Below are 24,984 nucleotides of genomic sequence, written 5' to 3' on the forward strand. Positions count from 1 at the left end.
GTCCTCTCGGAGGCGTTGTGGCCCCAGAGTTGACCGAATCAGTGTTCGCTACACATGCGCGAGCAAACTGCCTCGGCGCTGATCAGTTCGATGACTCGATCCGCGCAGCGCAGCGGATCCGGTGTCCGGCCGATACCGAGAGGGTCGACAATCGAAATCGTCCTTCGCACGTCAGCCTCCTCGACACCCCACGACCAACCGAAGTCGTGATTCCAGAGCAGAACCGCATTCTTCCCCGGATGGTTTCGGGCATGAACTGGCAGAACGATCACCGCATCCATACTCGGTCCCTGCGGCCATCGGACGGTCTCACCGTGAACGGATCGTGCTACCGCGTCGACGTATTCGTGTGCGGACCAGTCGTTGCCGTTGGTATGCATGGAAGTACATTCGGTGCCGCACGCGTAGCGGATGGGTTCTTGCCGGAACTGATCGAGTATTGCGCTTTCAGGAAATGAACGGCAACACAACGGATTCGAATTGGCGATGGCCGTCGCGATGGACACTGTGGCCGGTACGGAACGAGACCAATTCGCAGCGCGCGACGGTGGCTGCAACAGCGTCGAGGCGATCGGGATCCACCATCCCGCCCAGACCTCCACGCAGGAACAACATGTCAGCTTCGATGAGCGGCAACCGATCCCACCACTGCGGATCCGGTCGGCGGAACTGCTCGAGCGCGGACCGCGTCATCGAGCGATCGAACGTGAGCGCAGCTCGCGGGTGCCGAACCAGACTTGTTGTTGCATGCCACAGTTCTGGCACACTCGGCAATTTCCTCGCGAATACCTGTTCTGCGTCACCTGTGCGTAGCGGCAACGGCGCTTCCTCGATGACCAACTTCCGCACCACGGTGGGTCGTTTCTGCGCGATCAACGACGCCGCGTGCCCGCCGAGCGAATGGCCGACGAGATCCACCTGATCGAGTTCGAGATGATCACACACGTCCATGACGTCGTCGGCGAACTCGTCGAACAGATACGACGACGCCCGAGCGCTCCGGCCGTGGCCGCGAAGATCGACCGAGACAACTCGCCGGTTGCGTGATCGCAAGGTCCGCGCGAACTTGTCCCAGGTACCGCTGTCGCCACCCATTCCGTGCACGAGGACTACCGGAGGCAGATCGGCAACACTGGGATGCGAGCCGGAATCGCGGTAGCTGATCTGGACCCCGCCGGCACTTCGTACGTTAGCGACACTCACGAGTTCCCAGGATAGACCTGTCCTCGTGGATTGCTGAAGCTGTCAGCCGAGGCGGCAACTGCCCTGGCCGCGTGACCTCGTCGTAGCGACCGAGCCCGATCCTCGCGATGTTGCGCAGCGACTCGCTTGCATCGGCGAAGTATCCACAATGCCCTCGAATGGCACCGGTGTCGAAAACAACAGCTCCGTGCTGCGCCCGAACTGGAGACGGGCCGTGCCCGAGGCGACCGATCTTCACGCGTGGGAAATACCGAATCCAGTCCGACGGCCCCAGCGCGGCCCAGAGATTTCCGGCAAAGCACAGGTCTTCGCGAGAACTGGTCCCCATCCCCGGGCTACCAAGCACCACACAATCGTCTACTCGCGCCGACGGGAGGGCGAGTCCGCACACCACGGCCCCGTAGCTGTGTCCGACGAGCGTCACATGCGCCGAATGCGGCAGGATGCGTGTAAATCGCGCCAGATCGATCGCACCGCGTTCTGCGAGTGTCCGCGAGAACGACTCGAGAAATCCCCACGGCGTCCGATAGCCGACCCACACGATCACCGCGACTTGATCGTCCGGTCCGAGCGTTCGGAGCATTCTTCCCAGTGTCCATCCGCTCGCTCGTGGTCCGGTCGGACGGTTCTCGTCGAAGTAGTTTCCCAATCCGTTGTCGTTGCCAGGCACGAAGATGACGATGTGCTCGGCTGTGGCGACATCGCCGAACACCTCCACGATCCGGCCTTCGCCAGACTCGTCGTACGCCAGAAGTTGTGCGTCGTGCAGCTCCGTCTGCTCGTAGTGAAGTCGATCGGTTCCGGAAACTTCAGGTCGACCCGCCGTTGCCATGACACTCCTCGTAAAGAGTTGCAACGGTGAGAATCATTGCAACGGTTACTTTTTGAATGTCATCAACGCTAGGAGCCGAGCGACGGCATGACGATGGTGCCAACGCCCCTACTGTTCGTACAGTCGACTCGACCAGGCGGGTACAGCTGGCTATACCTGCGAGCTCATTCGTACACACCCTCCACCGACCATCCACCGCCTTCACAGATCATCAGCAGCGCACGCGATTCCTCCAACAGAACCTGAGCCCGCGCCGCCGTGCGTGCCGAGGCAGCGTCCCACCATCGCTCGTCAACCGGCCAGGGCCCGGCCCACCCCTTCACTGCCCATTCCTTGCTCCCCCACTTCAGCCTTCCCGGCTGCGAACTGAAGACACCGCGCTCAGTGACGTACACGGCGTTACCGGCCACATCCCCCAGCCACACCTTGGGATTGTCGACGAAGATCGACCCCGGAGACGGTTGTGGCAGACGGCCCGGCCACGGGGCTGTCGGATCATGGGTAGCTACCCGCTCGTCACCCAAGGGCAACAAGGTAATTCGCTCCAAGGGCCCTCGACCTCCGCTCAGGACACCGACCTGAACCGATTCGCCACCCAGAAGACCCTGCACGCGCACCAATGCTCGCCTGGCTCGCTCCTCCTCGTCGCCGACACCGCCCCACAGCCCCAACTGCAAAGCGCCGGCACTGACCACCTCCACCGGTTCCAGACGCAACACAGCTATGCCTGCGGTTGGCCGGGTCTCACTGCGCCCGGTGAGCCAGCCATCCAGTTGCCATCGCACTCGATCGGCCGTTCCCTCCGGCGTCAGAGGTTCGGCGCAACGCCAAGTCCGAGAAAGATTTTCACCGTTACCCGTGCTGGCCGAAATCGACAGACGGGTGCACGCCACCGCGGCAGCAGACAACTTGTCGTGCAGGAGACTCGCCAAGGCGCGCCCGGCAAACGCTGCGGCATCCACCCGCTCGATCGACGGATCGTAATGCTGCTCCACCTCCAGGTCCGGCGGAAGTGTCCGCGCCGACGGTGGCCGTTCGGGTTCACCGCGCGCCGCACGATGCGCGAGCACCGCATCGGCACCGAAACGCGAAGCGACGTCCACTGCCGGCAGATCCGCAAAAGCACCGATGGTTCTGATCCCGAGCCTGCGCAGCAGATCCACCAACTCCCCGCGATGCGGTGCAGACAGGCTGGGTTCGGCCGCCAACTCCGGCATGGGTAGCGGCGCCAGAAACCGTGCCCCCTCCCCCCGCGGCACCAGCGCTGCCCAGCGCGCGGCAATGACCGCCGTGGACAGCTGATCTGCCACCCCCACCTGACTCTCGACACCCGCAGCAGATGCCTGATCCACCAATCGTTCCGCCGCAGCTTCCTCAGAACCGAAGTACCGACTGACACCACGCGCGCTGAGCACCAACAAACCAGGACGGAGTACCTCGACGCCCGGTGCCACCGCGTCGATGGCCGCGGCCACCGGCTCGAACAATCTTGCATCGCGTTCCGGATCTGCCATCGCCACATACAGTTCCGGGCAGCGAGCCTGCGACTCGCGTCGGCGCAGGCCTCGTCGCACTCCCTCCGCACGAGCCGTCGCCGAACATGCGATCACCCGATTACCCGAAGTGACCGCGACGGGATGTGTGGCCGGAAGATCGGCAAGCGCTGCCGCTGCCACCGCCGGCCAGTCCGGGCACCACAACGCCAGAACTCTGCTCACAGTGACACCACCTGCGACGACACCACCTGCTCCGGCATCACCTGCTCCGACACCACCTGCGACGACACATCCTCAACCGGCCGAGAAGGTACCCACTCGACCCGCCCGGCTGCACTGCAGATGTCCAGACGCGTGGTCCGGGGCTGGAACGAGCGCCCCCGAGCACGAACCGCGAGGCTCAGGGAACTGAGCCGTCCACGCCCCAACTCCCGACCCTGACCGAACCCACCATAGCCATGAACCCGAGCGTCCAACCGAACCTCGGCTCCGTCCCAGTGACCTTCGGTGACAACAAGAGTCGAGCCCTTGCTCCGAGCACGTGCGACCACCGCCCGAGCACGCGACGGGGATACCGACGCACCCGCCAATCCCAGAATCACCAGATCCATACCGTCGAGCAGCACGGCAGCGATCTCGACCGGATCCGGCCCAGGCGCCGGAATGAGTGCCAGACGTTCCAGTTGCGCACCCATCTCGTACGCCGCCAGCAATCCCAGTCGAGGCTGCCCGATGACTGCAACATGCCCTCCGGACGCCGTCACCGACGCGACCAATCCCAAAAGCAAGGACGCTGCACCCTCGACGGACACCACGGTTCCCCGCACCAAACCGCCCTGCGGTAACAATGCGGCGATACCCTCCGGCACCGGGAGGACACCGGCTTTGTGCGCACGGTCCACGACCGGCCTGTCCCGGTCGGCAACACTCTCGGAGGCCGCTGCACTTGTCCCGGAAACACCAGCCACAGAAACACCGGGCCCGGAAACACTCGGTCCCGAAAACGACGTATCGCCTCGCGAGGGAATGGACGCGATCTGTCGGCGGAGCTGTGCCAGCCGATCCTGACGGGACAACCCCGCCGCATCTGCCGACAGCTCTACCAACTCGGTCACCTCGGTCATCCCCATCCTCCGGAACACCGGAAAAACTCACTCGGCAGCAATCCATAACCAGCCGGCAAACCGCGGGGAAGTCGGGTCTGACATGCATCCAACGAACAGCAATTTCGAACATATTTTCGAACTGTTTTCAGTAAACCGTGTCACCCCCGACACGTCAAGCAGAGCCAAAAACCCAGTTCACAGGAGCCTCGAGCGTCACAGTGGCATCAATCCATTAACCTTGAGATGTGACAGCTCAAGAGCAGACCGGGAGGGGCATCGGGCCCGAATACCTGCTGGCGGGGCGGTACCGACTCCGCTCCAAGATCGGCGACGGAGGGATGGGCGCCGTCTGGCTGGCCCGCGACACCCTCCTCAGCCGCGACGTCGCGGTGAAACAGGTCACAAGTACGGAAGGCCTCGACACCGAAACGGCCGAAGAGGTCCGCGAACGTACATTGCGCGAGGGCAGGAACGCCGCAAAGCTCACCCATCCCCACTCCATCGCCATGTACGACGTCGCGATCGAGTCCGGCGAACCCTGGCTGGTCATGGAATACTTCCCGGCCCGCAGCCTCGCCCAGGCCATGAACCTGGCCGACACGTTGCCACCACTCGAAGTCGCGCAGATCGGCGCACAGATCGCTGCGGCACTCACCGAAGCGCACGCCGCCGGCATCGTCCACCGCGACATCAAACCCGGCAACATCCTGATCGCCGACCGAGGCAAGTCCCTCGGCACCGTCAAGATCAGCGACTTCGGCATCGCCCGCGCAAAGAGCGACGTGTCCGACACCCAGGACGAGGTCATCACCGGCACTCCCGCGTACTTCGCACCCGAAGTTGCCCGCGGCGACGACCCCACCGAGGCCAGCGACGTCTTCTCACTCGGGTCGACGCTCTACACGGTGATCGAGGGCCAACCGCCCTTCGGCATCGACTCGGACGCCATCGCCCTACTGCATCGTGTCGCCAAGGCCGAGATCTACCGACCCACCAAGTCTGGACCGCTCACCGATGTTCTCCTTCAGCTCCTCGAGCCGGACCCGACCCGTCGGCCGACGATGGCTCAGGCACGCGACGCGCTCGCCGCAGCCGCGACCGGCGGCGGCACGATCGATCAGTTGATCGACGCTCCCGTCTACTCGTCCGAGGGCGCCGTGCCGGCCTGGGCTCACCGCACCACACAACTCGCCGACCCACACCGCCGCAATCGCCTGACCGGCTCCACGGTCACCGGACTTCCTGCAGTGCAACAGAACACGCCACTGCGAAATGTTCCCAGTCCGATGGACATGTTCTCCTGGCCGCCGCGGATGCCGACCGGACCCGCCGATGCCAGCACCCGCGACAAGGTAGTCGCATGGGCTCCCCTCGCCATGACCGGCATGGTTGCCGTCATCGTCTTGGCCGCACTGATCGTCGTCATCCTGGTGTTCACCGCCTGACTGGTGTTCACGGTCTGAGCACGAGCTTCACGCAGGCAGAATGTTTGCATTGAGGTGAAACACGTTGTCCGGGTCGTACTTCGCCTTGACTGCGGACAACCGCGCGTACTTCCCCGCGCCGTAGGAAGCTCGCACTCGGTCCTCGTCGACGTCGGTCATGAAGTTGACGTACCCGCCTTGGTTGGACGAGAACGGACGCAAGGCTTCCCAGGTCTCACGCACCCACGATCGATCCAATTCCAGCGTCCCGGCATCGGTGGCCGTCGCCGTCATATTGCACACGTAATGCGGTGTGCGAGAACCACCGAACGCTGTGTCGTCCTCGCCGACGGAAGTGAAAGCTCCCTGCAGCGGAAAGATCGGCATGAAGGACATCGGCGACGATTTCTTGCCCGCTTGTTCGGTCAGAACATCGATCACGTCGTCGGAGAAATCCACCAGGTCCAAAGCCTTCTCATAGGCGTACGCACCCCACGGTTCCGATTCGTCGAGCATCGACTGCAAGCCGATGTACGGGATCGGAGTGACGAACTCGAAAAGCGTCGGCAAGCCCTCTCGAATCGGCGCAATCGCGTTCGAGTGTTCTACTTCCGATCCGAAACCGGCTACCAGCAACGCGTATCCGGGCAGAAGGTGAAATTGATCCGGGACAAACGGCGCCGGCGGCGCGGACAAACTGACGGCAACCATCGCGCCCGCATTTCTCGGCAGGGCAGGCACTACCTCGCGGCACAGACGAAGCGCCGCGGGTCCGTCCTCCATCCCCCAGAAGAACAGTCCCAGATGCACTTCCGGACCGATCTCGCTCAGACGGTACTCGAACTCTGTGACCACTCCGAAATTTCCGCCGCCACCGCGCAGTGCCCAGAACAAGTCGCTGTGATCGTTCTCGGAGGCTCGAACGATCGAACCGTCGGCGAGCACCACCTCTGCCGACACCAGATTGTCGATCGCCAGGCCGAGCGTGCGGGTCAACCACCCCATGCCACCACCGAGTGTCAGGCCACCGACGCCGGTATCACTGATCACTCCGCCGGTCACCGCCAACCCGTGTTCCTGCGTCGCCTTGTCGAGGTCGGCGATCGTCGCACCACCACCGACCCTGGCTCGCTTTGCTGACGGGGCGACGCTGACTACGTTGATCGCACTGAGATCGATCATCACGCCGCCTTCACACACCGATGTGCCTCGGTAGGAATGCCCGCCACCTCTGACCGAAACCTCCAACGAATGGGCTCTGGCAAATGCAAGTGCCACAGCCACATCCGACGCCGACCGGCACCTGGCGATCACCGCCGGACGATGATCGATCTGCCCGTTCCAGATCGATCTGGCGTCGTCGTACTCCGGATCTCGGGGGCCGAACACAGAACCTGTGATCGCCGATTTCAGTGGCGCGAACTCGACCGTCGTCATCACGCACCTCCCCCACCGGGCGTCACGGTGACCAGCAGGTACTCCCACTCCATCGTGAACGGTTCGCTTCCGCTGCCGTACCTTTCCGCCAATTCGAGCAGATCGCGGTCCAGCGCCTGCGTTCGGTCAGGATCGCCGGCGATGTTCCGGTACACCGCGATGGTCGGCCCGTAATTCTTCTTGAAAAAATCACGGAACTCTTCCGGCCCGCTGAATGTGTCCACACGAAGTACGTCTTTCCTCGTGGCCACATCGCCGAGCAGATCACGAACATGGTTCTCATCGCCCCACAAAGGCGCCGGCTGCGAACCAGGAGGCGGCGGCGGTGCGTACGGCTTCATCGTTTTGAACATCTCGCCGATGAATCCCGTCGGAGTCCAACTCAGCACTCCGATCTTTCCGCCGGGTCGGCACACTCGCACAAGTTCGTCCGCGGCGCGCTGATGATGCGGTGCGAACATCACACCGACGCACGAAAGCACCACGTCGAACTCGTTGTCACTGAAAGGAAGAGCCTCGGCATCGGCCTCCTGCCAGTCCAATTCGACTCCGGCGAGGGAAGCGGCCTCCTTACCCGCTACGAACAATTCGGGAGCCAGGTCAGTGGCAATCACCTGCGCACCCAGCGCGGCCGCCGGAATGGCGGCATTGCCGGACCCCGCCGCGACGTCCAGCACGCGGTCACCCTTCTGCACACCGCACTCGCCGACCAGTACCGGCCCGAGTTCCGCAATGACCTGCGTGGCCACCGCCGGATAGTTACCGAGACCCCACATGGCCCGATGCTTGGCCTTCAGCTCACGATCCAGCCCGAGCGTTTCCGTCGATTCACTCATTACCGTTCTCCTTCAATATTTTTGGTACTCGGAGCCCAACAACCTCGGAGCCCGACAACATTCATGCCGTTACTTCGACGCTACGACGACGGTTCACTCCGCTCCAGTACGAAATCTGTACCGGAGCACTCCAGAGGCCTACGATCGAATGATGGGGTCCTCGTACCACCAGTTCTGCCCCGTCGCCAAGGCGATGGAGCTACTCGACGAGCGGTGGACGCTGCTTCTCCTGCGCGAACTGATGATGGGAAGCGACCATTTCAACGATCTCCGACGCGGACTTCCGCGAATGTCACCGACTCTGCTCTCCACGCGGCTGCACCAACTCGCGATCGCCGGCATCGTGGAGCGAGAAGAAACCGACTGCGTCGTCCGTTACCGATTGACCGACGCGGGCCGAGAACTGCGCCCTGTGGTCGAAGCTCTCGGAATCTGGGGTACCAGGTGGATCGGCGAGCTGGGCGATGAAGACCTGGATCCGAAACTGCTGCTGTGGGACATGCATCGACGCGTGGATCACTCCGTGGTTCCCGACGGAAAGACCGTGGTGCACTTCGTTTTCTCCGGAGTGCGTGAACATTCGCGAAACTGGTGGCTCGTCATCAATTCCGGGGAGGTGGACATGTGCGATATCGATCCGGGTTTCGACGTTGCGGTGTCGGTCTCTGCGGGCTTGCGATCGATGACCGAGATCTGGCGCGGTAACCTGACCTGGTCGGACGCCATACGGTCAGGTGACGTCACCATTTCGGGGCCTACGGCGTTGCGTCGTAGCTTGCCTTCGTGGTTCGAACTGTCGACTTTCGCATCGATCCCGCGCCCCGCGTAAAGCGCGCTCACCAGCCCCGTTCCGTCCTGTTACAGAGCTGTTTCAGACCGTGACACCGTCGACGAACGGCGACCACCTGACGGTGACACTGACCGAGCAGTCTCTGTTGTATGCCCAGCCACCGCGGAATAATCCGCCTCGCCGCACTCGGTGCAGTCGTACTCGGTGCGCTCACGCTCAGCGCATGCTCGTACACAGAAGAAGCAAAGCCCAAGAGTGGTAATTACCTTGCCACTCAGCCTGATTCAGGACCTGCAGGCGGCGAGATCGAGGACGGCATCAGCGTGCAGGATACCCATGTACCTGCACTGGCCCGTCTCGATTCCGCCCTTCTCGCGGCGCTGCAGTCGGCAGCGGCCGACGCACAGGCCTCCGGAGTGAACATGCACGTCACCTCGGGTTGGCGGTCCGCCGCATACCAACAGCGACTGTTCGACGAAGCCGTCGTCAAGTACGGCAGCATGAACGAAGCGTCCAAATGGGTGCACTCCCCGAGTCTGTCGAAGCATGTCAGCGGACAAGCCGTCGACATCGGACCGACCGATGCCGACGACTGGCTCATCCAGCACGGCAATGATTACGGCCTCTGTCAGACCTATGCCAACGAGATGTGGCATTTCGAATTGGCAACCACTCCCGGCGGGGAATGCCCGCCCCAACTGAGCAACCCTTCGGACGAGAGAGCGGAAGGCTGATCATGACTCGAGTCAAACCCGCGAGACTGATTGCCGCACTGGCACTCCTGATCCTCGGAGTCGTCGAATTCGAACTGGCAGTCAACACGACTGGTGGTCAGATCGTCGACCAACAACTCATGGTGGGCGCGGCCACCTCCGAAGGACTCAGTGTGTTCTCCACCGAGTTCATCGGCCTCGTCACTCCGATACTGATAGTGGGAGGAGTGCTCGTGGCACTCATGATCACATTGCGCAACAACCCGATTGCGCTGGCCCTACGCGTCGTCGTCGTGACCCTCGGTCCCATCACGACGGCCTGGGTTCTCAAACAATCGTTGGATCGACCGGACCTGAACGGCCTGGTGATGCACAATTCCTTCCCCAGCGGCACGCTGACGGCCATCGCTGCTCTGGTCTGCGCAATCGTGCTCGTCACACCCTCGAGGTGGCGGGCAGTCGTTGCAGTCAACGGCGCGCTGATCACCATCGGGACCGCGATCTCGGTAGTCGTGTTGCAATGGCACCGGCCGAGTGACGTGATCGGTGCGCTACTGCTCGTCGGCTGCTACACCCTCGCCGTGTCGGCATTTCCGTTGAACACCAGCGTCGCACGGCACGCAGTACTGGCGGACTCAGGCAACGAACGGCTCTCGAAAGTGTGACCCCTGTACCCTTGGCTGACCGAGATTCCTCCGACCGCAGAAGGCCCCTGATCATGGCGAGTCCAAGGTGAGCTCATGGTGAGCATTCTTTTCATAGAAGACGATCCAGCGGTGGCCGAGGCAATCACGTTGGGACTGAACCGACTCGGGCACAACGTCAGCCATCGCCCCGACGGTAACGGCGATTTCGACGACGTCCTCGGCTCCACCGACCTCGTCCTACTCGACCTCGGACTGCCAGGAGCCGACGGTTACGAGATCTGTAGACGCATCCGTACGCGCAGTTCGATCCCGATCATCATCTTGACCGCCAGATCCGACGACATCGACACTGTTGCCGGCCTCGAGGCCGGTGCCGACGACTACGTCGTCAAACCGGCCAGTCCGCGTGTCCTCGATGCTCGGATCAAAGCCGTCGTGCGGCGCTCGGCCCCCGCAACATCGCGTTCAGATGTGGCGCCGGGCGCAGAGAAGTTCGGCGACCTGGAATTGGATCGGTCGTCATTGCAGGTACGCAAGGCCGGGACGCTGCTGACCCTGACTCCGACCGAACTCCGACTGATACTGGCGCTGACCGAAAACCCCGGACAGGTTCTCAGCCGCAGGCAATTGTTGTCCGCAGCCTGGGACCAGGAATACCTGGGCGACTCACGAATCGTCGATGCAGCAGTGCAGCGGCTGCGTGGAAAGATCGAGGACGACCCAGCCACACCGACCGTGATCGAAACGGTGCGCGGGTTCGGGTATCGCTTCAACACCAGCCCGGCCCGATGAGACCGACCTGGCTTCGGGTCGACGGTCTTCGGACCAGGCTCGTGCTCGTGTTCATCGCAATCGTCGTGATCATCGCCGGGGCAACCGCAGGCGTCGTCTCGTTCATGGCGCGGTCGTGGATCTATTCCAACGCTCAGGACGTGGCAACGGCACAATTTCGCGACGAACTGCAGTACAGCAACGGACCGCCGGTAGACGGGCTGACACCTGACACCCTCGGACAGATCTTCCAGTCCGACATGACTCTGATCGTCGACGGCGAAGTCATTCGTCAAGGATCAGTGGATGCGGCAACGATCCCACCCAGCTTCGAAGAGGGTTTGGACAGTCCCAAACTGATCCGCTTCGAGAGACTCGACTCCCAGCGCATCATGTTGGGAATGTCGGTCAATGTCGTGGACATGACTGCAGACGACGGCTACGACAACGAGACACTGGTCAAAGCCGTCACCATCCGGCCGCTGGTAGGGGTGCAGGACAAGTTCGACGACCTGCTTCGAGCTGTCGGTCTCACCCTCGCGGCGGGTGTGCTGGTGAGCGGTCTGCTCGGACTCTGGATCGCGTCGACGCTGGTCCGTCCACTCAAACGCCTGGACGAGGCCGCCGCCCGCGCCGCCGACGGCGACCTGAGCGTCCGGCTCCCCGAAGACGGAGTAGCCGAACTTGCCCAGGTCACAACAACTTTCAACAACATGGTCGCTCGCAACGAAGCGGTCATCCGAGGTCTGGAAGAATCGGAAGAGCAGTCGAGAAGATTTGTCGCCGACGTCTCCCACGAGCTTCGAACGCCGCTGGCGGCATTGGTTCCGGTCAGCGAAATCCTCCGCGAAGAGATCCCTAATCTTCCGCCGGACGCCGCCGCTGCAGCGCGCATCGTGAGCAGTGAGATCGGCAAGCTCACTCGACTTGTCGAAGATCTGATCGAAATGTCGCGCCACGACTCACAACAGGCGCGTCTCGTCCTCGACGACGTCGACCTCGTCGAATTGACCGAGCGCACACTCGAGAGCCGAGGTTGGACAGAAACCGTCGAACTCCGTGCACCCGAAAACGTCAGCACCAGAGTGGATTCGCGTCGAATCGACATAGTCGTCGCCAACCTCGTCGGCAACGCACTGCGCCACGGAGCGCCTCCGGTTCGCGTCGAGTTGAGCGCAGAACCCGGTTTCTCCGTCATCACCGTCGTCGACCACGGCCCCGGCATCTCACCCGAAGACCGGCAGGCGATTTTTCGGCGGTTCTACAAGGTCGACACCGCGCGCGGACGCAGCGAGGGCAGCGGACTCGGACTCTCCCTCGCCGTCGAAAACGTGCACTTGCACGGCGGCACCATCGGCGTCGACCAGGTGGACGGGCGCACGATCTTCACGGTTCGCCTGCCCCATCGCTGACCCCTTCCCGAGCGAACGTACCTTTCGGCGCACCCAAGGCGATCGTCGTACCGTTCGCTCGAAAAGGGGTGGGCACTTCGCACCCTGGGCCGCCCAAGTTTGACCAAATAATGGGATTCTGGTTTCAACATGTGAAACTACGCGAGTAGCGTCGGCATCGTCGAACAGCGTAGAAATCGGAGGGCACCATGACGCAGGCGTCGCGGTTGGAAAAGACGGCCGTCTCCCCGAAGGCGTGGACGATGCTCGGAATCGGCGTCGCAGCCCAGGCCGCAGGCACCGTCTTCGTCAGCACCCCCGCCTTTTTGATCCCCCTGCTGCATTCCGAGCACGGTCTCTCGTTGACGCAAGCCGGAACCCTGGCCGCTGCACCCACTTTCGGCATGGTTCTCACCTTGGTGGCGTGGGGAGCGATGGCCGACAGATTCGGTGAGAAATGGGTCATCTCCATCGGACTCGCGCTGACGGCGATCGCCGCACTGGCTGCGACCACCACCGACAACTACGCCCTCCTCGGGATCGCATTTCTGCTGGGCGGAATGGCTGCGGCGAGCACCAACGCCGCCAGTGGGCGTGTTGTGGTCGGCTGGTTTCCCAAGGATCGGCGCGGCCTTGCGATGGGCATCAGGCAGATGTCACAGCCACTGGGCGTGACCATTGCGTCGTTGACCATCCCGACTCTCGCCGCGAACGTAGGAATCGGTTCGGCCGTCGGACTGTCGGTGGCGCTCAACGGCGTCCTCGCCCTGATCTGTGCCGTCGCATTGGTCAATCCCCCGCGACCGGCGGCGCGGCCCACAGATATCCCGGTCGAAACGATCAACCCCTATCGCTCGAACTGGTTCCTCTGGCGCATTCACGTCGTCTCGGCACTGCTGGTGTTTCCGCAGTTCACCCTCTCGACGTTCGGTCTGGTCTGGCTGATCAGCGAGCAAGGCTGGGACGCGGCGCCCGCTGGACTCCTGATCGGGATCTCCCAGTTCGTGGGTGCGCTCGGCCGCATCGTCGTCGGCATCTGGAGTGATCGCGCCGGAAGCAGAGTAGGCCCGCTGAGGTTGGTTGCCGTCTCCGCATCCGCGGTCATGTTGGCAATGGCAGCAGCCGGCGCAGCGCCTTGGGGCGTTCCGGCCCTGATCCTGCTGCTGGCAACCACCGTCAGCGTCGCCGACAACGGTTTGGCGTTCACATCCGTCGCCGAAGCGGCCGGGCCGAAATGGCAAGGAAAAGCGTTGGGCGCACAGAACACCGGCCAGTTCATTGCCGCGTCAGCAGTGGGCCCGGTGGTCGGTGCGCTGATCGGCGCGGTCGGCTACCCGCTCGCTTTCGCGATAGTCGCGGCATTTCCAGCCGCGGCAATCCCCTTGGTGCCCAGCCGAGATCGCGACATCAGCGTCTAGTCCCTCATCGGATTCGGTTGCACTGCAGGTCCCGTCAGATCACAATGCGGCTTGCACGCAACCGAATCCGATTCCTGAACAGGCTCGACAGTCGGAGTACGGATCAGCGTCGCGGCGATGGCCGCACCGATCAACAGCAGCGCCACACAGATGTACATCGCATACCGGAAACCGTCGGAGAAACTCGACGGATCGACCAGGCTCTCGGCATCGATACCCACCAGGGCAGGCAAGGCCGCAACCGCAAGAAGCTGGCTCGTGCGAGCAACGGCATTGTTCACACCTGACGCGATCCCGGACTGCTCCACCGGCACCGAGCCGAGCACCGCCGCAGTCAACGGCGCCACCATCACCGCCAGGCCGAGCCCGAAGACCAGAACTCCCGGCAGCACGACGGTCAGGTACGACGCATCCGGGCCGATCCGCGTCATCAACACCAACCCCACCGCGGCCACGGCGGGCCCGACCGTCATCGGCAATCGCGGTCCGTGCGTCTGCGCGTAACTGCCCGCGCGCGAAGACAACAGCAACAATGCCAAGGTGATCGGTACCGTTGCGACGCCGGCAGCCACCGGCGAGTACCCCGCGACCAACTGCAATTGCAGCACGAGCAGGAAGAACACACCGCCAAGAGCCGCATAGACCGCGAGAGTCACCAGATTGGCCGCGACGAACATCCGCGAACGAAACAGGGACGGCGGCACCAACGCACTCGGCGATCGACGTTCCACCACAACGAACAGGCACAGCGCGAGCACCCCGACCAGCCCGACTATCGGGTTGACTTCGATCAGCCCGTACGTAAGCGCCCCGAGACCGACTACTGCGCAGGCAGATCCGACCACGTCCAGGTGCTCGGGCGGATGCGGATCGCGGCTCTCGGGCACGTGGCGCACCGCTGCCCACACCACGACGATCGCCAACGGAATGTTGAGCAGGAACACCGATCGCCATCCCGCCACTTCCACCAGCCAACCACCGAACAGCGGACCGATAGCGCCGGCGACACCACCCAAGCCCGACCACAAGCCGATGGCCGCACCGCGGTCCTCCTCGCGAAGTGACGCGGAAATGATGGCAAGGCTGCCAGGCGTCAAGAGCGCAGCTCCCACTCCCTGCAGGATCCGCGCAATCACCAGAAATGTGATGTCAGGTGCAATTCCGCACAGCAACGACGCGACCGCGAACCAGACCGTCCCCCACACGAATACCCGCCGCCGACCCCAACGATCGCCGAGGGCTCCGCCGAGCAGTATCAGCGACGCCAATGCCAAGGTGTATCCGCTGAGAGTCCACTGCAGCCCGGCGACACCGGAATTCAAGTCCTCGCCGATGTGCGGCAGAGCAATGTTGACGACGGTGCCGTCGAGGAGAGCCATGCTCGAGCCGAGAACGGTGGCGGCGACAACCCAACGCCCACGTCTCGACGCGAGCGCCAGTGGTTCCGTCATCGGTCCATGGTGCGCCTTCACTCGCAATCGCGAAAGGGTGCGCGGAAATTCAGTCGATCTGTCGGCGATGTGCCCAACGTGTCAGCGCATTGCGATTGGACTGCTGAGTCTTTCGCAGAACGTTCGATGCGTGAGTCTCGACCGTCTTCACGGAAATCACCAGGTCCTCGGCAATTTCACGGTAGGTGTACCCACGTGCCAGCAATCTGAGCACTTCGAGTTCCCGCGGAGTAAGAGAATCGAGTTCCGGATCGAGTTGTGGCTCGGGTGCATTGGAGCGTCCGGTGAAGGAGTCCAACACGAAACCTGCCAGGCGCGGCCCGAACACCGCGTCACCACCGGCAACGCGTCGTACGCCCTCGGCAAGTTCGGATCCCGAGATCGTCTTCGTCACATACCCGCGCGCACCGCCGCGGATCACCGCGATCACGTCTTCGGCGGCATCGGAAACGCTGAGCGCCAGGCACACCGGGCCGGAATCGATTCCGCGCAGAACTGCCACTCCACCACCGTCGGGCATGTGGACATCGAGCAGAACGACGTGCGGCTTCGTCGAGTTGATACCGGCGATTGCCTCCGCGACGCCGCCTGCCTCACCGACGACATCCATATCCGTCTCGCGCGAGAGCTCGGCCCTCACCCCGGAGCGGAACACTGCATGATCGTCGACAAGAAATACGCGGTACGGGGGCGGCGCAAGCGAAGTCACTGGGGCTGTTCCTCGGGGTTGTCGACACGGTCAGCAGTCTGGTCCCACCTTAGAGCAGAGTCACCGAGCGGCATGTGCACGCGGATCTCGGTGCCCTTTCCGATGTCGGATCGAACCACGACGCGGCCACCGCGCCGCTCGATTCGACCACGAATCGACTTGGCCAGCCCCTGGCGATCCTCCGGCACCGCGTCGACGTCGAATCCGACGCCGCGATCACGAACGAACACACTGACCTGATCACCCTCGACCTCGGCGAACAGATTGATTTCCTTCTCCCCCGAGTGCTTTGCCGAGTTCACGAGAGCTTCACGCGTCGCACCGAGGAGCGCGGTGAACGCTTCCTTGGGCAGGCCGTTCTCTACGCCTTCGCCTTCGAGTTGTACGTCGCCGACAGTGACGGGACGGACCGTGACACCGTGCTGGTCTTCCACTTCACCGGCGATGATCTTCAGGCCTTCCGTCAGGCTCGTGTGGTCGATGTCGCCGCCGCTGAACAACCACTTGCGCAGCTCGCGTTCCTGACCGCGGGCCAGGCGCGCCACCTCTTGTGGGTTGTCGGACTGCTTCTGAATCAGAGCCAACGTCTGAAGGACGGAGTCGTGTAGATGCGACGCAATCTCTTCACGTTCGTCGTTGCGAATTCGGGCCGCACGCTCGGCGCCGAGAGCACGCCACATCCGCAGCCACAGCGGCACCGTCAACAAACCGACACCGATCAGCGTCACGACCACCGCCAAGAGAGACGAGCGCAGTGCTTCGAGGTCGACCTGAGCAAGGACGACAACGCCAAGACCCAAGATGATCAAGGTGGCTCCCCCGACCACCCGCGCCCACGTCAGAACGGTAGGCCGCTGCGGCAAGCCGATCACAGTACGGGGACCGTCGGAGTCGAACTCGCGCCACACCAAGGCTGCACCGATCGCGACGACGAAGAACGGCGCGAGCACCGAACCCGCCGTGCCGCTGAACAACCAGGACAACGCGGCTGCGCCGCCCAATCCGAGTGCGATCAAGCCGTACGCCCGCTGCCGCTCGGCCGCGGACGGCTTCTGCGTGTCCGTGCCGGCGGAGGTGAAGATCCACAGGGCGCCGTAAATGACGATGCCGGATCCGGCCATCGCCGCAAGAATCGTGAAGGCGACGCGCACTTTCAGGACGTCGATACCGAGATGATCGGCGATACCGCCCGCAACTCCGGCGACGATGCGACCGCCGGAGCGCCGCTCCAGCTTTCGCAGTGGCACGGCACCCGGAATGGGCACGCCCTTCTTCATGGGTACGGGATGCACCGGTACCCCGTTGACGGGCGGGCCTCCCGCAAACCCGGGAGCGGGACCGCTCACGAACGGCGGATCTGACAGATATTGCACATAGTCGATACTGGCACGAACCACGCGGACACACATCAGGGTCCAACCCTGAATCAGGGCGCCACCCTCACCCGCGATCACCACAAAGATCAGGGTTGGCCCTGATGCGCGGAGGCTGCCTCGGAAGCCAGGATTGATTCATGAACAATCCGACTTTCCAAGAACAGATCCAGGATCTGTGGCGGACCCGCCCCGTGCGTCTGCCGGCACAAGGTCACGTGGCTGGGGTATGCGCCGGAATCGGATACCGGTACGGCATCGACCCCGTTCTCGTACGCGTGGCGTTTGTCGCGTCCACCATTTTCGGTGGCTCAGGCATCCTTCTCTACCTCGCCGGCTGGTTGGTACTTGCCCGTGCCGGTGACGGATCGTCCCCCGCGCAGTCGTTGATGGGCCGCGGACACAGTTCCGATTCCAGTACCAAGACCATCGTCTTGCTGGTGGCCCTCGCCATCGCGGCTACGACTGTCGGCCCCGTCGGCGTCGGTCTGGGTGGTTCCGGACTGATCGGGCTGATCCTGATGGTCGGTGGCCTGTGGCTGCTCTACCAACGAGCGCCCATCCCGCCCGCACTGCCGCAGAACACGTCGCCGTATGTCGGCGCAGGTACCGCGTATCCAGGCACCGGATTCACACCTGGGCCGTTCACCCCCGGATACTTCGCGCCCAATCAGCCTCCCGTGTACACGCCGTACACCAAACTCCCCGACAGCTATGTGCCCGAGGCACGACCGGCCGACCAGCCGCAGCAGTCACCACAATCTCAGGCCGCTCATCCGACGATCAACCTGTCGAAGGACCCGAGCGCTTCGGTCAGCGCCAATCCGACCGAGGTGATCGGTGAGGCCGCCATCACACCGCCGTCCTGGGATCCGCTCGGTGTCGCTCCGTTCGCCTGGGATCTTCCGGATCCGGCAGCCAAGGCCACACCGCTGCTCCCGTTGCCGCCACGTAAGCGTCGCTCGCGTTGGACGCTGACGGTCCTCGGACTCGCAATCATCGTCGCCGCAGTCACCGGGGCAGCGGGCGCCGCAACCGGCAACGAGTGGTTCACTCCCGGCCGAGTCGGTGCTGTCGGACTCGCCGTCATCGCACTCGGCCTGATCCTCGGGGCATTCTTCCGCAAGGGGTACGGCCTGCTGGTCGTCACCGGACCACTCGTGGGTTTCGTGCTTCTCGCCTCGTTGGTCTACCCGATCGAGTTCGACGCCTCGGGTGAGCAAAGATGGACTCCGGCAACAGCTTCCGAGTTGGAGCCGTCGTATTCAGGAGCCTTCGGAAGCTTCACTCTCGACCTCAACGGGGTCAAGTTCACCGAGGACGAGACCATCGACGTCGCGGCGTCGTTCGGCGAGTTCACCGTCATGGTGCCACCAACCGTCAACGTCAAGAACAGCTGCACCGTCGTCATGGGTGACGGATCCGGTTGCCTCGACGGCGGAATACACCCGGGCCGCGATGCGACACCGGATTCGCCCACCCTGACCATCAACGCCAAAGCCACGTTCGGCAGCCTGAAGGTGACGCAATCATGAGCGAGTACGACGAGACGACAGACCAGGACGAGACCCGAGAATCCAAGCGCCCCTCGGCACTTCTGCTGATCGCCGGACTGGCCGCACTACTGGTCAGCGTGTGGGCGTTGGTCGGGCCGTTCTCCCTGGCGCCGGCAGCGAACATTCAATTCCGTTGGCTGTTCGTCGGTGCCGCCGTCGTGGCAGGACTACTGCTGGTGATTCTGCCGAATCGGCGCAACCGCAAGTAAAACTGCTGTGCGCCTTTATTAACCGCGGGGGGTTAATAAAGGCGCACAGTTGTTTTTTACTCCCACTCAATAGTTCCCGGCGGCTTGCTCGTCACGTCGAGGACTACGCGGTTCACGTCCGCAACCTCGTTGGTGATTCGAGTCGAGATGCGCTCGAGGGTCTCGTACGGCAGACGCGTCCAGTCCGCGGTCATCGCGTCTTCACTCGAGACCGGACGCAGCACGATCGGATGACCGTACGTCCGGCCGTCACCCTGCACGCCCACGCTGCGGACGTCGGCGAGGAGAACCACCGGGCACTGCCAAATCGTTCCGTCCAAGCCTGCAGACGTAAGCTCTTCGCGCGCAATGGAATCTGCATGACGCAGGATCTCGAGGCGATCGCGGGTGACCTCACCGATGATGCGGATACCGAGTCCGGGACCGGGGAACGGCTGGCGTCCGACGATCTCTTCCGGCAGACCGAGTTCGCGGCCCACTGCACGGACCTCGTCCTTGAACAGCAGACGCAGCGGTTCGACCAACTTGAACTGCAGGTCTTCGGGCAGCCCGCCGACATTGTGATGGCTCTTGATGTTTGCAGTTCCCGTGCCGCCGCCGGACTCCACGACATCCGGGTACAGGGTGCCCTGCACGAGGAAGTCGACGGTCGCACCGTGAGATGCGTTCTCGCCCAGAACATCACTGACTGCGCCTTCGAAGCTGCGGATGAACTCGCGGCCGATGATCTTGCGCTTGGTCTCGGGATCGGTGACCCCAGCCAGCTCACCGATGAAGGTGTCCGCAGCATCCACGGTGATCAGACGCGCACCGGTTGCCGCGACGAAGTCCTGCTCGACCTGCGTGCGCTCACCGGCTCGCATCAAACCGTGATCGACGAAGACACACGTCAACCGGTCGCCGATTGCCCGCTGAACCAAAGCCGCAGCGACAGCCGAGTCGACACCACCGGACAGACCGCAGATGGCGTGTCCGTCGCCGACCTGCTCGCGAACCTGCTCGATCAGCGCATCGGCGATGTTGGACGCCGTCCACGCTGCCGGAATACCGGCGATCTCGTGCAGGAAGCGGCTCAGGACCTGCTGACCGTGTGGGGAATGCAGAACCTCGGGGTGGTACTGCACGCCGGCGAGCTTGCGGGCGCGATCTTCGAACGCTGCGACGGGAGCGCCATCGCTGGTCGCGGTCACCTCGAAGCCGGACGGCGCTTCGGTGACGGCGTCACCGTGGCTCATCCACACCGGCTGCGTCGCGGGAAGTCCGTCGTGCAGCAACCCACCGGATACCGCGATGTCGGTACGACCGTATTCGCGGGTGCCGGTCTCGGCAACGGTGCCGCCGAGGGCGCCTGCCATTGCCTGGAATCCGTAGCAGATTCCGAAAACCGGGATGTCGTGATCAAAAAGTGCGGGATCGAGCTTGGGAGCACCGTCTGCGTAGACACTCGAGGGCCCACCCGAGAGCACAACAGCCAAGGGGTTCTTGGCCACGATCTCCTCGACGGTCGTGGTGTGCGGAATCACCTCCGAGTAGACCTTGGCTTCGCGAACTCGCCGTGCGATCAACTGCGCGTACTGCGCTCCGAAGTCGACGACAAGAACTGGTCTCTGCTGCTCGATATCTGCCACAGGTGCAGTCTAATCGCCGCAGCCAGCGCTTCTGCGCATGCATGGACTCAGCCCGCTCCTCGGCCGAGTGAGCGCGAGGTACGTCACTACAAAGGCCGACCCTCCGGACTGCGCGGCGACCTCGGGGCGAACTAGACCACCGTCCAGGTTAACGATGCCCCAATCACCCGCACCTTAGCTTCGGCAATCAAATCGGCGACATCATCGCAGGCCAGAGCCCGAAATGGACGGAGGGTGAATTTTCTGGACGTTTGACCGATTCGCCTGAACCAAACGTCCAGTAAAGGTAATCTCGCCCGTCAAGTGATCAGGATCACGATCGCAAACGGCCGGCGCCGCCGAACGGCGCTCACCTCGAGGAGGACCTGTGCGTCGATTCATACGACGACTCGCCATACCTGTCGCGGCTGTGACGGCTGCCGCCGGACTTCTAGCCCTCGGCACGCCGGCCACTGCTGACGAAGCCCCGCCGACCACCTTCACCGGCACGACCGACAATCTGATCTTCACGAAGAGTGTCATCGGGAACGCGGCAGTTCACCCGGGTGACACCGTCACGTACAAGACCGAGATCAAGCACAACGAAAGCGGCATCGAACGGTCGATCGCAAAGATCCGTGACATCCCGCCCGCAGGATTCGTCCTCGTGCCGGGCAGCGCCAAGGCCACCTACCTGGGTGTGACCAACCGGGCGACGATCAGCAACGAATCAGATGGCGGAGTCTCAGCGAAGTGCTCGAGCGGCTGCACCTTCCTCGTCGGTGGATTCGTCGTCAAGAAGAACCAACCCGTCACGCTCGAAGCGACCTACACGGTCCCTGTCGGCACAGCGTTCGGGACGTACGACAGCGGCATGCTCTTCGACGTCAACGCCTTCAGCACGCAGCAGGGCCTCAACCCGATCAACGTCAACGTCCAGGTCGTCGACCCGTCTGTCGCCACCGGTACCACTCTGGTTGCACCGGCAACGGCGAAGGTCGGCACGCCGGTCGACCTGACCGCGACGGTTGCGCCGTCCGACGCGAGCGGCACCGTCCAGTTCAAGGACGGCGGCAACGACATCGGCGCACCCGTCCCGGTCTCGGGCGGTAGCGCCACCCTCTCCCACACCTTCGACAGCGTCGGCGCCCACGACATCACCGCCGCGTACAACGCCGGTCCGGGATTCCACAGCTCGACCTCCGGAGTCCAGACCGTCGACGTCTCCGCGGACACCACCACCACGATCTCGGCTCCGAACGCCGCATTGGTCGGTGACAGCATCACCGTGAGCGCCGTCGTCACACCGGCCAACGCCGTGGGCACGGTGCAGTTCAAGGACGGCGACACCAACCTCGGCGCACCGGTGGCCGTGGTCGACGGAACGGCTTCCCTGACCCGCAGCTACGACGCTTCCGGCACGCACAGCTTCACCGCAGTGTTCACCGGCGAGGCCGGCTACGGCGATTCAGTGTCCACCGCAACCCAACTCGACGTCAGCGATCCCGACTGGGGAACCACCACCACAGTTGTCGAACCGCTCACAGCAGTCGTCGGTGAACCGACCAACCTCTCGGCCACCGTCTCCCCCATCCCGAGCAGCGGAACCGTGACGTTCAAGGTCGACGGCGCCGAGGTCGGGTCCGCACCCGTCGGCACGGGTGACGGCGTCGCGATCCTCCCGCACACCTTCGCATCAGCCGGTGCCGCAGCCGTGGTTGCCGAGTTCTCCGGCGGAACCGGATTCATCGGCTCCACGTCCACATCGTTCACGGTGAACGTGACCGATCCCGAGCCCGCCCGCGCGGACACCACGACAGTCCTGACTGTCAGCGGCTCCGCTCAGGTCGGAAAGGCATTGCAACTCAAGGCCACCGTTGCACCCGGAACAGCAAACGGAATGATCCAGTTCAAGTCCGGCACGACGCCCATCGGCGCCCCCGTTGCCGTCGTCAACGGCGTCGCGACGCTCACGCACACCTTCGACGACGAGGGAACGTTCGGCCTCACTGCCAACTTCGTCGGCGACGCCGGCTGGAAGAACTCCGTCTCCGGCCCGACGGTCGTGCAGGTCGGCACCGCACCGACAGACGGCGGCGGCACCGGAAGCGTGGACACCGGTTCACTCAGCGGCCTCATCCCGCTCTTCGGAAGCTAGTCCCCCACATCAGCTTTGGACACCACTCCCGTACCCAGCTCAGGAGAATCCATGTTCGTGTACTCCAGACGTCGCATCGCGGCGCCGATCGCCGCCACGGCACTCGCCAGTGGCGTCATCCTCGCGGGAATCCCCGCATCAGCGGCCCCGGTGACAACAACTTTCGGAACGAGTTGCCTCGCAACCCCGTCCGCCGTCGCCGGTCCGACCACGCAGTCCCAGTCCGGTTCGGTCATCGTCGACGCACCGGAGAGCGTCGGAGCGGGTGAGACCTTCGAGGTCACCATCCAACCCGGTCCCATCGCCTTCCCCGGATCGGCTTCGGGGGCGACCGTCCAGAACGTCTCCCGCATCAAGGTCGACGTCGACGTTCCCGCGAACGCCACCCTGGTGGAAGCCACCATCGTTCCCGGAACTTCGGCAGGGCTCAGCGGTGTCGCGCCGAACATCCTGCGTGTCAACGAGAACGGCAACGTCGATCCCAACGGAACGATTCTGCGTCTCTCCGGAAACAACCAGGTCATCGGCAACAGCCCCAGCTCGAGCATCAACTCCGAGGGCGGGATAGTCGTCAAGGCGACCGGCAAGAACGTCGACGGCTCCAACAATGCCGACGGCTACACCCAGTTCCAACTCCCCCAGGTCAAGGCAATTCTCAAGGCCGGCGATTCAGGGGACGTCGCGATGAAGGTACGCACCGGCGGCAGCGCAGGAGCATGGAACAACGATCGCAACTTCCTCACGTTCCTCCCCAAGGCCACCCTGGTCATCACCGCCTGGGCACCCACGCGATGCACCCCGCGTGACGCCGAGAACGGTCCGCTCAACAGCGGCGCAGGCCCCCTCGCCACGACACGGATCATCGAGGCGGACAAGGCAACCACCACCACTGTCGTCGGACCGGCCAACGCCAAGAACGGAACTCCTGTCACTCTGTCGGCCAACGTGAGCGGCGGCGCAAACGGTGGAACCGTCCAGTTCTTCGACGGCGACAACCCCCTCGGGGACGCGGTGCCGGTCACCGGAGGGTCGGCAAGCATCTCCCCGACCTTCACCGAGGACGGACCGCACTCCATCACCGCGAGCTACAGCGGTGCACCCGGATTCCTGGCGTCGACGTCGGCGTCGGCCAAGATCGTGACCGTCACGACCGATGCGCCGCCTGACGCCGTGACCACTACCGCAACGGTTTCGCCGTCTACCGCGAAGGTCGGTCAGGACGTCAACCTCACCGCCAAGGTCGATCCGCAGGGCACCGGCGGCACCGTCGACTTCATCGTCGACGGCACCGAAACGCTGACTGCCACGGTCGGAACAGACGGGGTTGCCATCGCTCCGTACACCTTCACCTCGACAGGAACGCACAAGGTTGTCGCGAAGTTCACGGGTTCACCAGGATTCGCGCCGTCCGCTGCCCCGGCATTCCCGGTCAGTGTCACGACTCCGGCTCCCGCTGACGTCGAGACGTCCACGGTTCTCGACGCCGTCGGAACTGTTCAGAAGAACACCCCGGTGACACTCAAGGCAACGGTCGATCCGGCCGGTGCCACGGGCAAGGTCCAGTTCAAGGTCGGTGACACCCTCATCGGTGGACCTGTCGACGTGGTCAACGGTGTCGCAACGGTACCGGCCACCTTCTACAACTCCGGGACCTACAGTGTCACCGCCGAATTCGTGGGTGGTTCGGGCTACACGTCCTCGGCCTCCGCGCCGCAGACCCTGACCGTCCCCGGTGATACCGACGGCGGACCCGGTGGCGGAACCGGCAGCCTCGACCTCGGCACCCTCTTCGGGTCGCTGGGCGGCTGACAAGGTGGGCTGACGATCTGAAACTGCAAAAGGGGCGTGCCGTCGAAT

22 protein-coding genes are annotated in these 24,984 nt (G+C 63.6%); 11 read left to right on the forward strand and 11 right to left on the reverse strand.

What is annotated here, in order from left to right; all coding sequences use genetic code 11:
• Nucleotides 1-38: 38 nt before the first annotated feature.
• From EEB12_RS05765 to EEB12_RS05785, 5 genes are all read right to left on the reverse strand, one after another.
• A complete protein-coding gene (locus tag EEB12_RS05765) occupies nucleotides 39-380 on the reverse strand; it encodes a DUF6292 family protein (protein ID WP_020906953.1) in 342 nt (113 codons plus the stop codon).
• Between the two features lie 67 nt (nucleotides 381-447).
• Nucleotides 448-1,203 (reverse strand): alpha/beta fold hydrolase, encoded by a 756-nt coding sequence (locus EEB12_RS05770; RefSeq protein ID WP_020906952.1) that lies wholly within the window; start codon nucleotides 1,201-1,203, stop codon nucleotides 448-450.
• Entirely contained in the window at nucleotides 1,190-2,035 is an 846-nt protein-coding gene (locus EEB12_RS05775) for an alpha/beta hydrolase (RefSeq protein ID WP_141487508.1), read from the reverse strand. The genes EEB12_RS05770 and EEB12_RS05775 overlap by 14 nt, the downstream gene beginning before the upstream one ends.
• Before the next feature lie 164 nt (nucleotides 2,036-2,199).
• The gene (locus tag EEB12_RS05780) at nucleotides 2,200-3,753 is read right to left on the reverse strand and encodes a DNA polymerase Y family protein (protein WP_141487509.1); all 1,554 of its coding nucleotides are present in this window, start codon (nucleotides 3,751-3,753) and stop codon (nucleotides 2,200-2,202) included.
• Complete coding sequence (locus tag EEB12_RS05785; RefSeq protein WP_099697294.1) at nucleotides 3,750-4,655, reverse strand: hypothetical protein; 906 nt, start codon at nucleotides 4,653-4,655, stop codon at nucleotides 3,750-3,752. The genes EEB12_RS05780 and EEB12_RS05785 overlap by 4 nt, the downstream gene beginning before the upstream one ends.
• Before the next feature lie 227 nt (nucleotides 4,656-4,882).
• Here EEB12_RS05785 and EEB12_RS05790 point away from each other — a divergent pair, with 227 nt between their 5' ends.
• Nucleotides 4,883-6,082 (forward strand): serine/threonine-protein kinase, encoded by a 1,200-nt coding sequence (locus EEB12_RS05790; protein ID WP_020906948.1) that lies wholly within the window; start codon nucleotides 4,883-4,885, stop codon nucleotides 6,080-6,082.
• 27 nt (nucleotides 6,083-6,109) lie between these two features.
• On the opposite strand, the gene EEB12_RS05795 is transcribed toward EEB12_RS05790, so the two are convergent.
• Nucleotides 6,110-7,498, reverse strand: coding sequence for an FAD-binding oxidoreductase (locus EEB12_RS05795; RefSeq protein ID WP_021343601.1), 1,389 nt, complete (start codon nucleotides 7,496-7,498; stop codon nucleotides 6,110-6,112).
• Nucleotides 7,498-8,334: a class I SAM-dependent methyltransferase gene (locus tag EEB12_RS05800; protein WP_021343600.1), complete on the reverse strand. Its 837-nt coding sequence runs from the start codon at nucleotides 8,332-8,334 to the stop codon at nucleotides 7,498-7,500. Before EEB12_RS05800 ends, EEB12_RS05795 begins: the two co-directional genes overlap by 1 nt.
• A 151-nt stretch (nucleotides 8,335-8,485) precedes the next feature.
• Between EEB12_RS05800 and EEB12_RS05805 the strand changes: the two genes are divergently transcribed.
• The 6 genes from EEB12_RS05805 (at nucleotide 8,486) to EEB12_RS05830 (ending at nucleotide 14,064) form a co-directional block, all read left to right on the forward strand.
• Nucleotides 8,486-9,163 carry a winged helix-turn-helix transcriptional regulator gene (locus tag EEB12_RS05805; RefSeq protein ID WP_141487510.1) on the forward strand — a complete coding sequence of 226 codons (678 nt, stop codon included), beginning with the start codon at nucleotides 8,486-8,488 and terminating at the stop codon, nucleotides 9,161-9,163.
• Between the two features lie 110 nt (nucleotides 9,164-9,273).
• Nucleotides 9,274-9,858, forward strand: a complete 585-nt coding sequence (locus EEB12_RS05810; protein WP_019747603.1) for a M15 family metallopeptidase — start codon at nucleotides 9,274-9,276, stop codon at nucleotides 9,856-9,858.
• Nucleotides 9,859-9,860: 2 nt separating this feature from the next.
• The gene (locus EEB12_RS05815; RefSeq protein ID WP_019747602.1) at nucleotides 9,861-10,502 is read left to right on the forward strand and encodes a phosphatase PAP2 family protein; all 642 of its coding nucleotides are present in this window, start codon (nucleotides 9,861-9,863) and stop codon (nucleotides 10,500-10,502) included.
• A 75-nt stretch (nucleotides 10,503-10,577) separates the two neighbouring features.
• A complete protein-coding gene (locus EEB12_RS05820; protein WP_020969076.1) occupies nucleotides 10,578-11,276 on the forward strand; it encodes a response regulator transcription factor in 699 nt (232 codons plus the stop codon).
• Complete coding sequence (locus EEB12_RS05825; RefSeq protein ID WP_042951320.1) at nucleotides 11,273-12,667, forward strand: sensor histidine kinase; 1,395 nt, start codon at nucleotides 11,273-11,275, stop codon at nucleotides 12,665-12,667. Before EEB12_RS05820 ends, EEB12_RS05825 begins: the two co-directional genes overlap by 4 nt.
• Before the next feature lie 188 nt (nucleotides 12,668-12,855).
• The gene (locus EEB12_RS05830; protein WP_020906942.1) at nucleotides 12,856-14,064 is read left to right on the forward strand and encodes an MFS transporter; all 1,209 of its coding nucleotides are present in this window, start codon (nucleotides 12,856-12,858) and stop codon (nucleotides 14,062-14,064) included.
• Here EEB12_RS05830 and EEB12_RS05835 read toward each other — a convergent pair.
• From EEB12_RS05835 to EEB12_RS05845, 3 genes are read right to left on the reverse strand one after another with little or no spacing between them, the layout of a single operon-like run.
• Nucleotides 14,061-15,515 carry an MFS transporter gene (locus tag EEB12_RS05835; protein WP_020906941.1) on the reverse strand — a complete coding sequence of 485 codons (1,455 nt, stop codon included), beginning with the start codon at nucleotides 15,513-15,515 and terminating at the stop codon, nucleotides 14,061-14,063. The two genes, EEB12_RS05830 and EEB12_RS05835, sit on opposite strands and share 4 nt — an antisense overlap.
• Nucleotides 15,516-15,564: 49 nt before the next feature.
• The gene (locus EEB12_RS05840) at nucleotides 15,565-16,224 is read right to left on the reverse strand and encodes a response regulator (RefSeq protein WP_020969075.1); all 660 of its coding nucleotides are present in this window, start codon (nucleotides 16,222-16,224) and stop codon (nucleotides 15,565-15,567) included.
• Nucleotides 16,221-17,501, reverse strand: coding sequence for an ATP-binding protein (locus tag EEB12_RS05845; protein ID WP_037136870.1), 1,281 nt, complete (start codon nucleotides 17,499-17,501; stop codon nucleotides 16,221-16,223). The genes EEB12_RS05840 and EEB12_RS05845 overlap by 4 nt, the downstream gene beginning before the upstream one ends.
• Before the next feature lie 236 nt (nucleotides 17,502-17,737).
• Here EEB12_RS05845 and EEB12_RS05850 point away from each other — a divergent pair, with 236 nt between their 5' ends.
• Together EEB12_RS05850 and EEB12_RS05855 are read left to right on the forward strand one after the other, a co-directional pair.
• Complete coding sequence (locus tag EEB12_RS05850) at nucleotides 17,738-19,132, forward strand: PspC domain-containing protein (protein ID WP_141487511.1); 1,395 nt, start codon at nucleotides 17,738-17,740, stop codon at nucleotides 19,130-19,132.
• Nucleotides 19,129-19,362, forward strand: coding sequence for a hypothetical protein (locus tag EEB12_RS05855; protein WP_020906937.1), 234 nt, complete (start codon nucleotides 19,129-19,131; stop codon nucleotides 19,360-19,362). Before EEB12_RS05850 ends, EEB12_RS05855 begins: the two co-directional genes overlap by 4 nt.
• A 56-nt stretch (nucleotides 19,363-19,418) precedes the next feature.
• Here the strand turns inward: EEB12_RS05855 and guaA are convergent, their stop codons facing one another.
• Nucleotides 19,419-20,990: a glutamine-hydrolyzing GMP synthase gene (guaA, locus tag EEB12_RS05860; protein WP_019747593.1), complete on the reverse strand. Its 1,572-nt coding sequence runs from the start codon at nucleotides 20,988-20,990 to the stop codon at nucleotides 19,419-19,421.
• Between the two features lie 367 nt (nucleotides 20,991-21,357).
• Here guaA and EEB12_RS05865 point away from each other — a divergent pair, with 367 nt between their 5' ends.
• Nucleotides 21,358-23,127: an Ig-like domain-containing protein gene (locus EEB12_RS05865; protein ID WP_141487512.1), complete on the forward strand. Its 1,770-nt coding sequence runs from the start codon at nucleotides 21,358-21,360 to the stop codon at nucleotides 23,125-23,127.
• Between the two features lie 51 nt (nucleotides 23,128-23,178).
• Nucleotides 23,179-24,936: an Ig-like domain-containing protein gene (locus tag EEB12_RS05870; RefSeq protein WP_021332463.1), complete on the forward strand. Its 1,758-nt coding sequence runs from the start codon at nucleotides 23,179-23,181 to the stop codon at nucleotides 24,934-24,936.
• Nucleotides 24,937-24,984 lie beyond the last annotated feature (48 nt).

Source organism: Rhodococcus sp. WS1 (genome assembly GCF_003797745.1).
GTDB classification, from domain to species: domain Bacteria; phylum Actinomycetota; class Actinomycetes; order Mycobacteriales; family Mycobacteriaceae; genus Rhodococcus_F; species Rhodococcus_F erythropolis.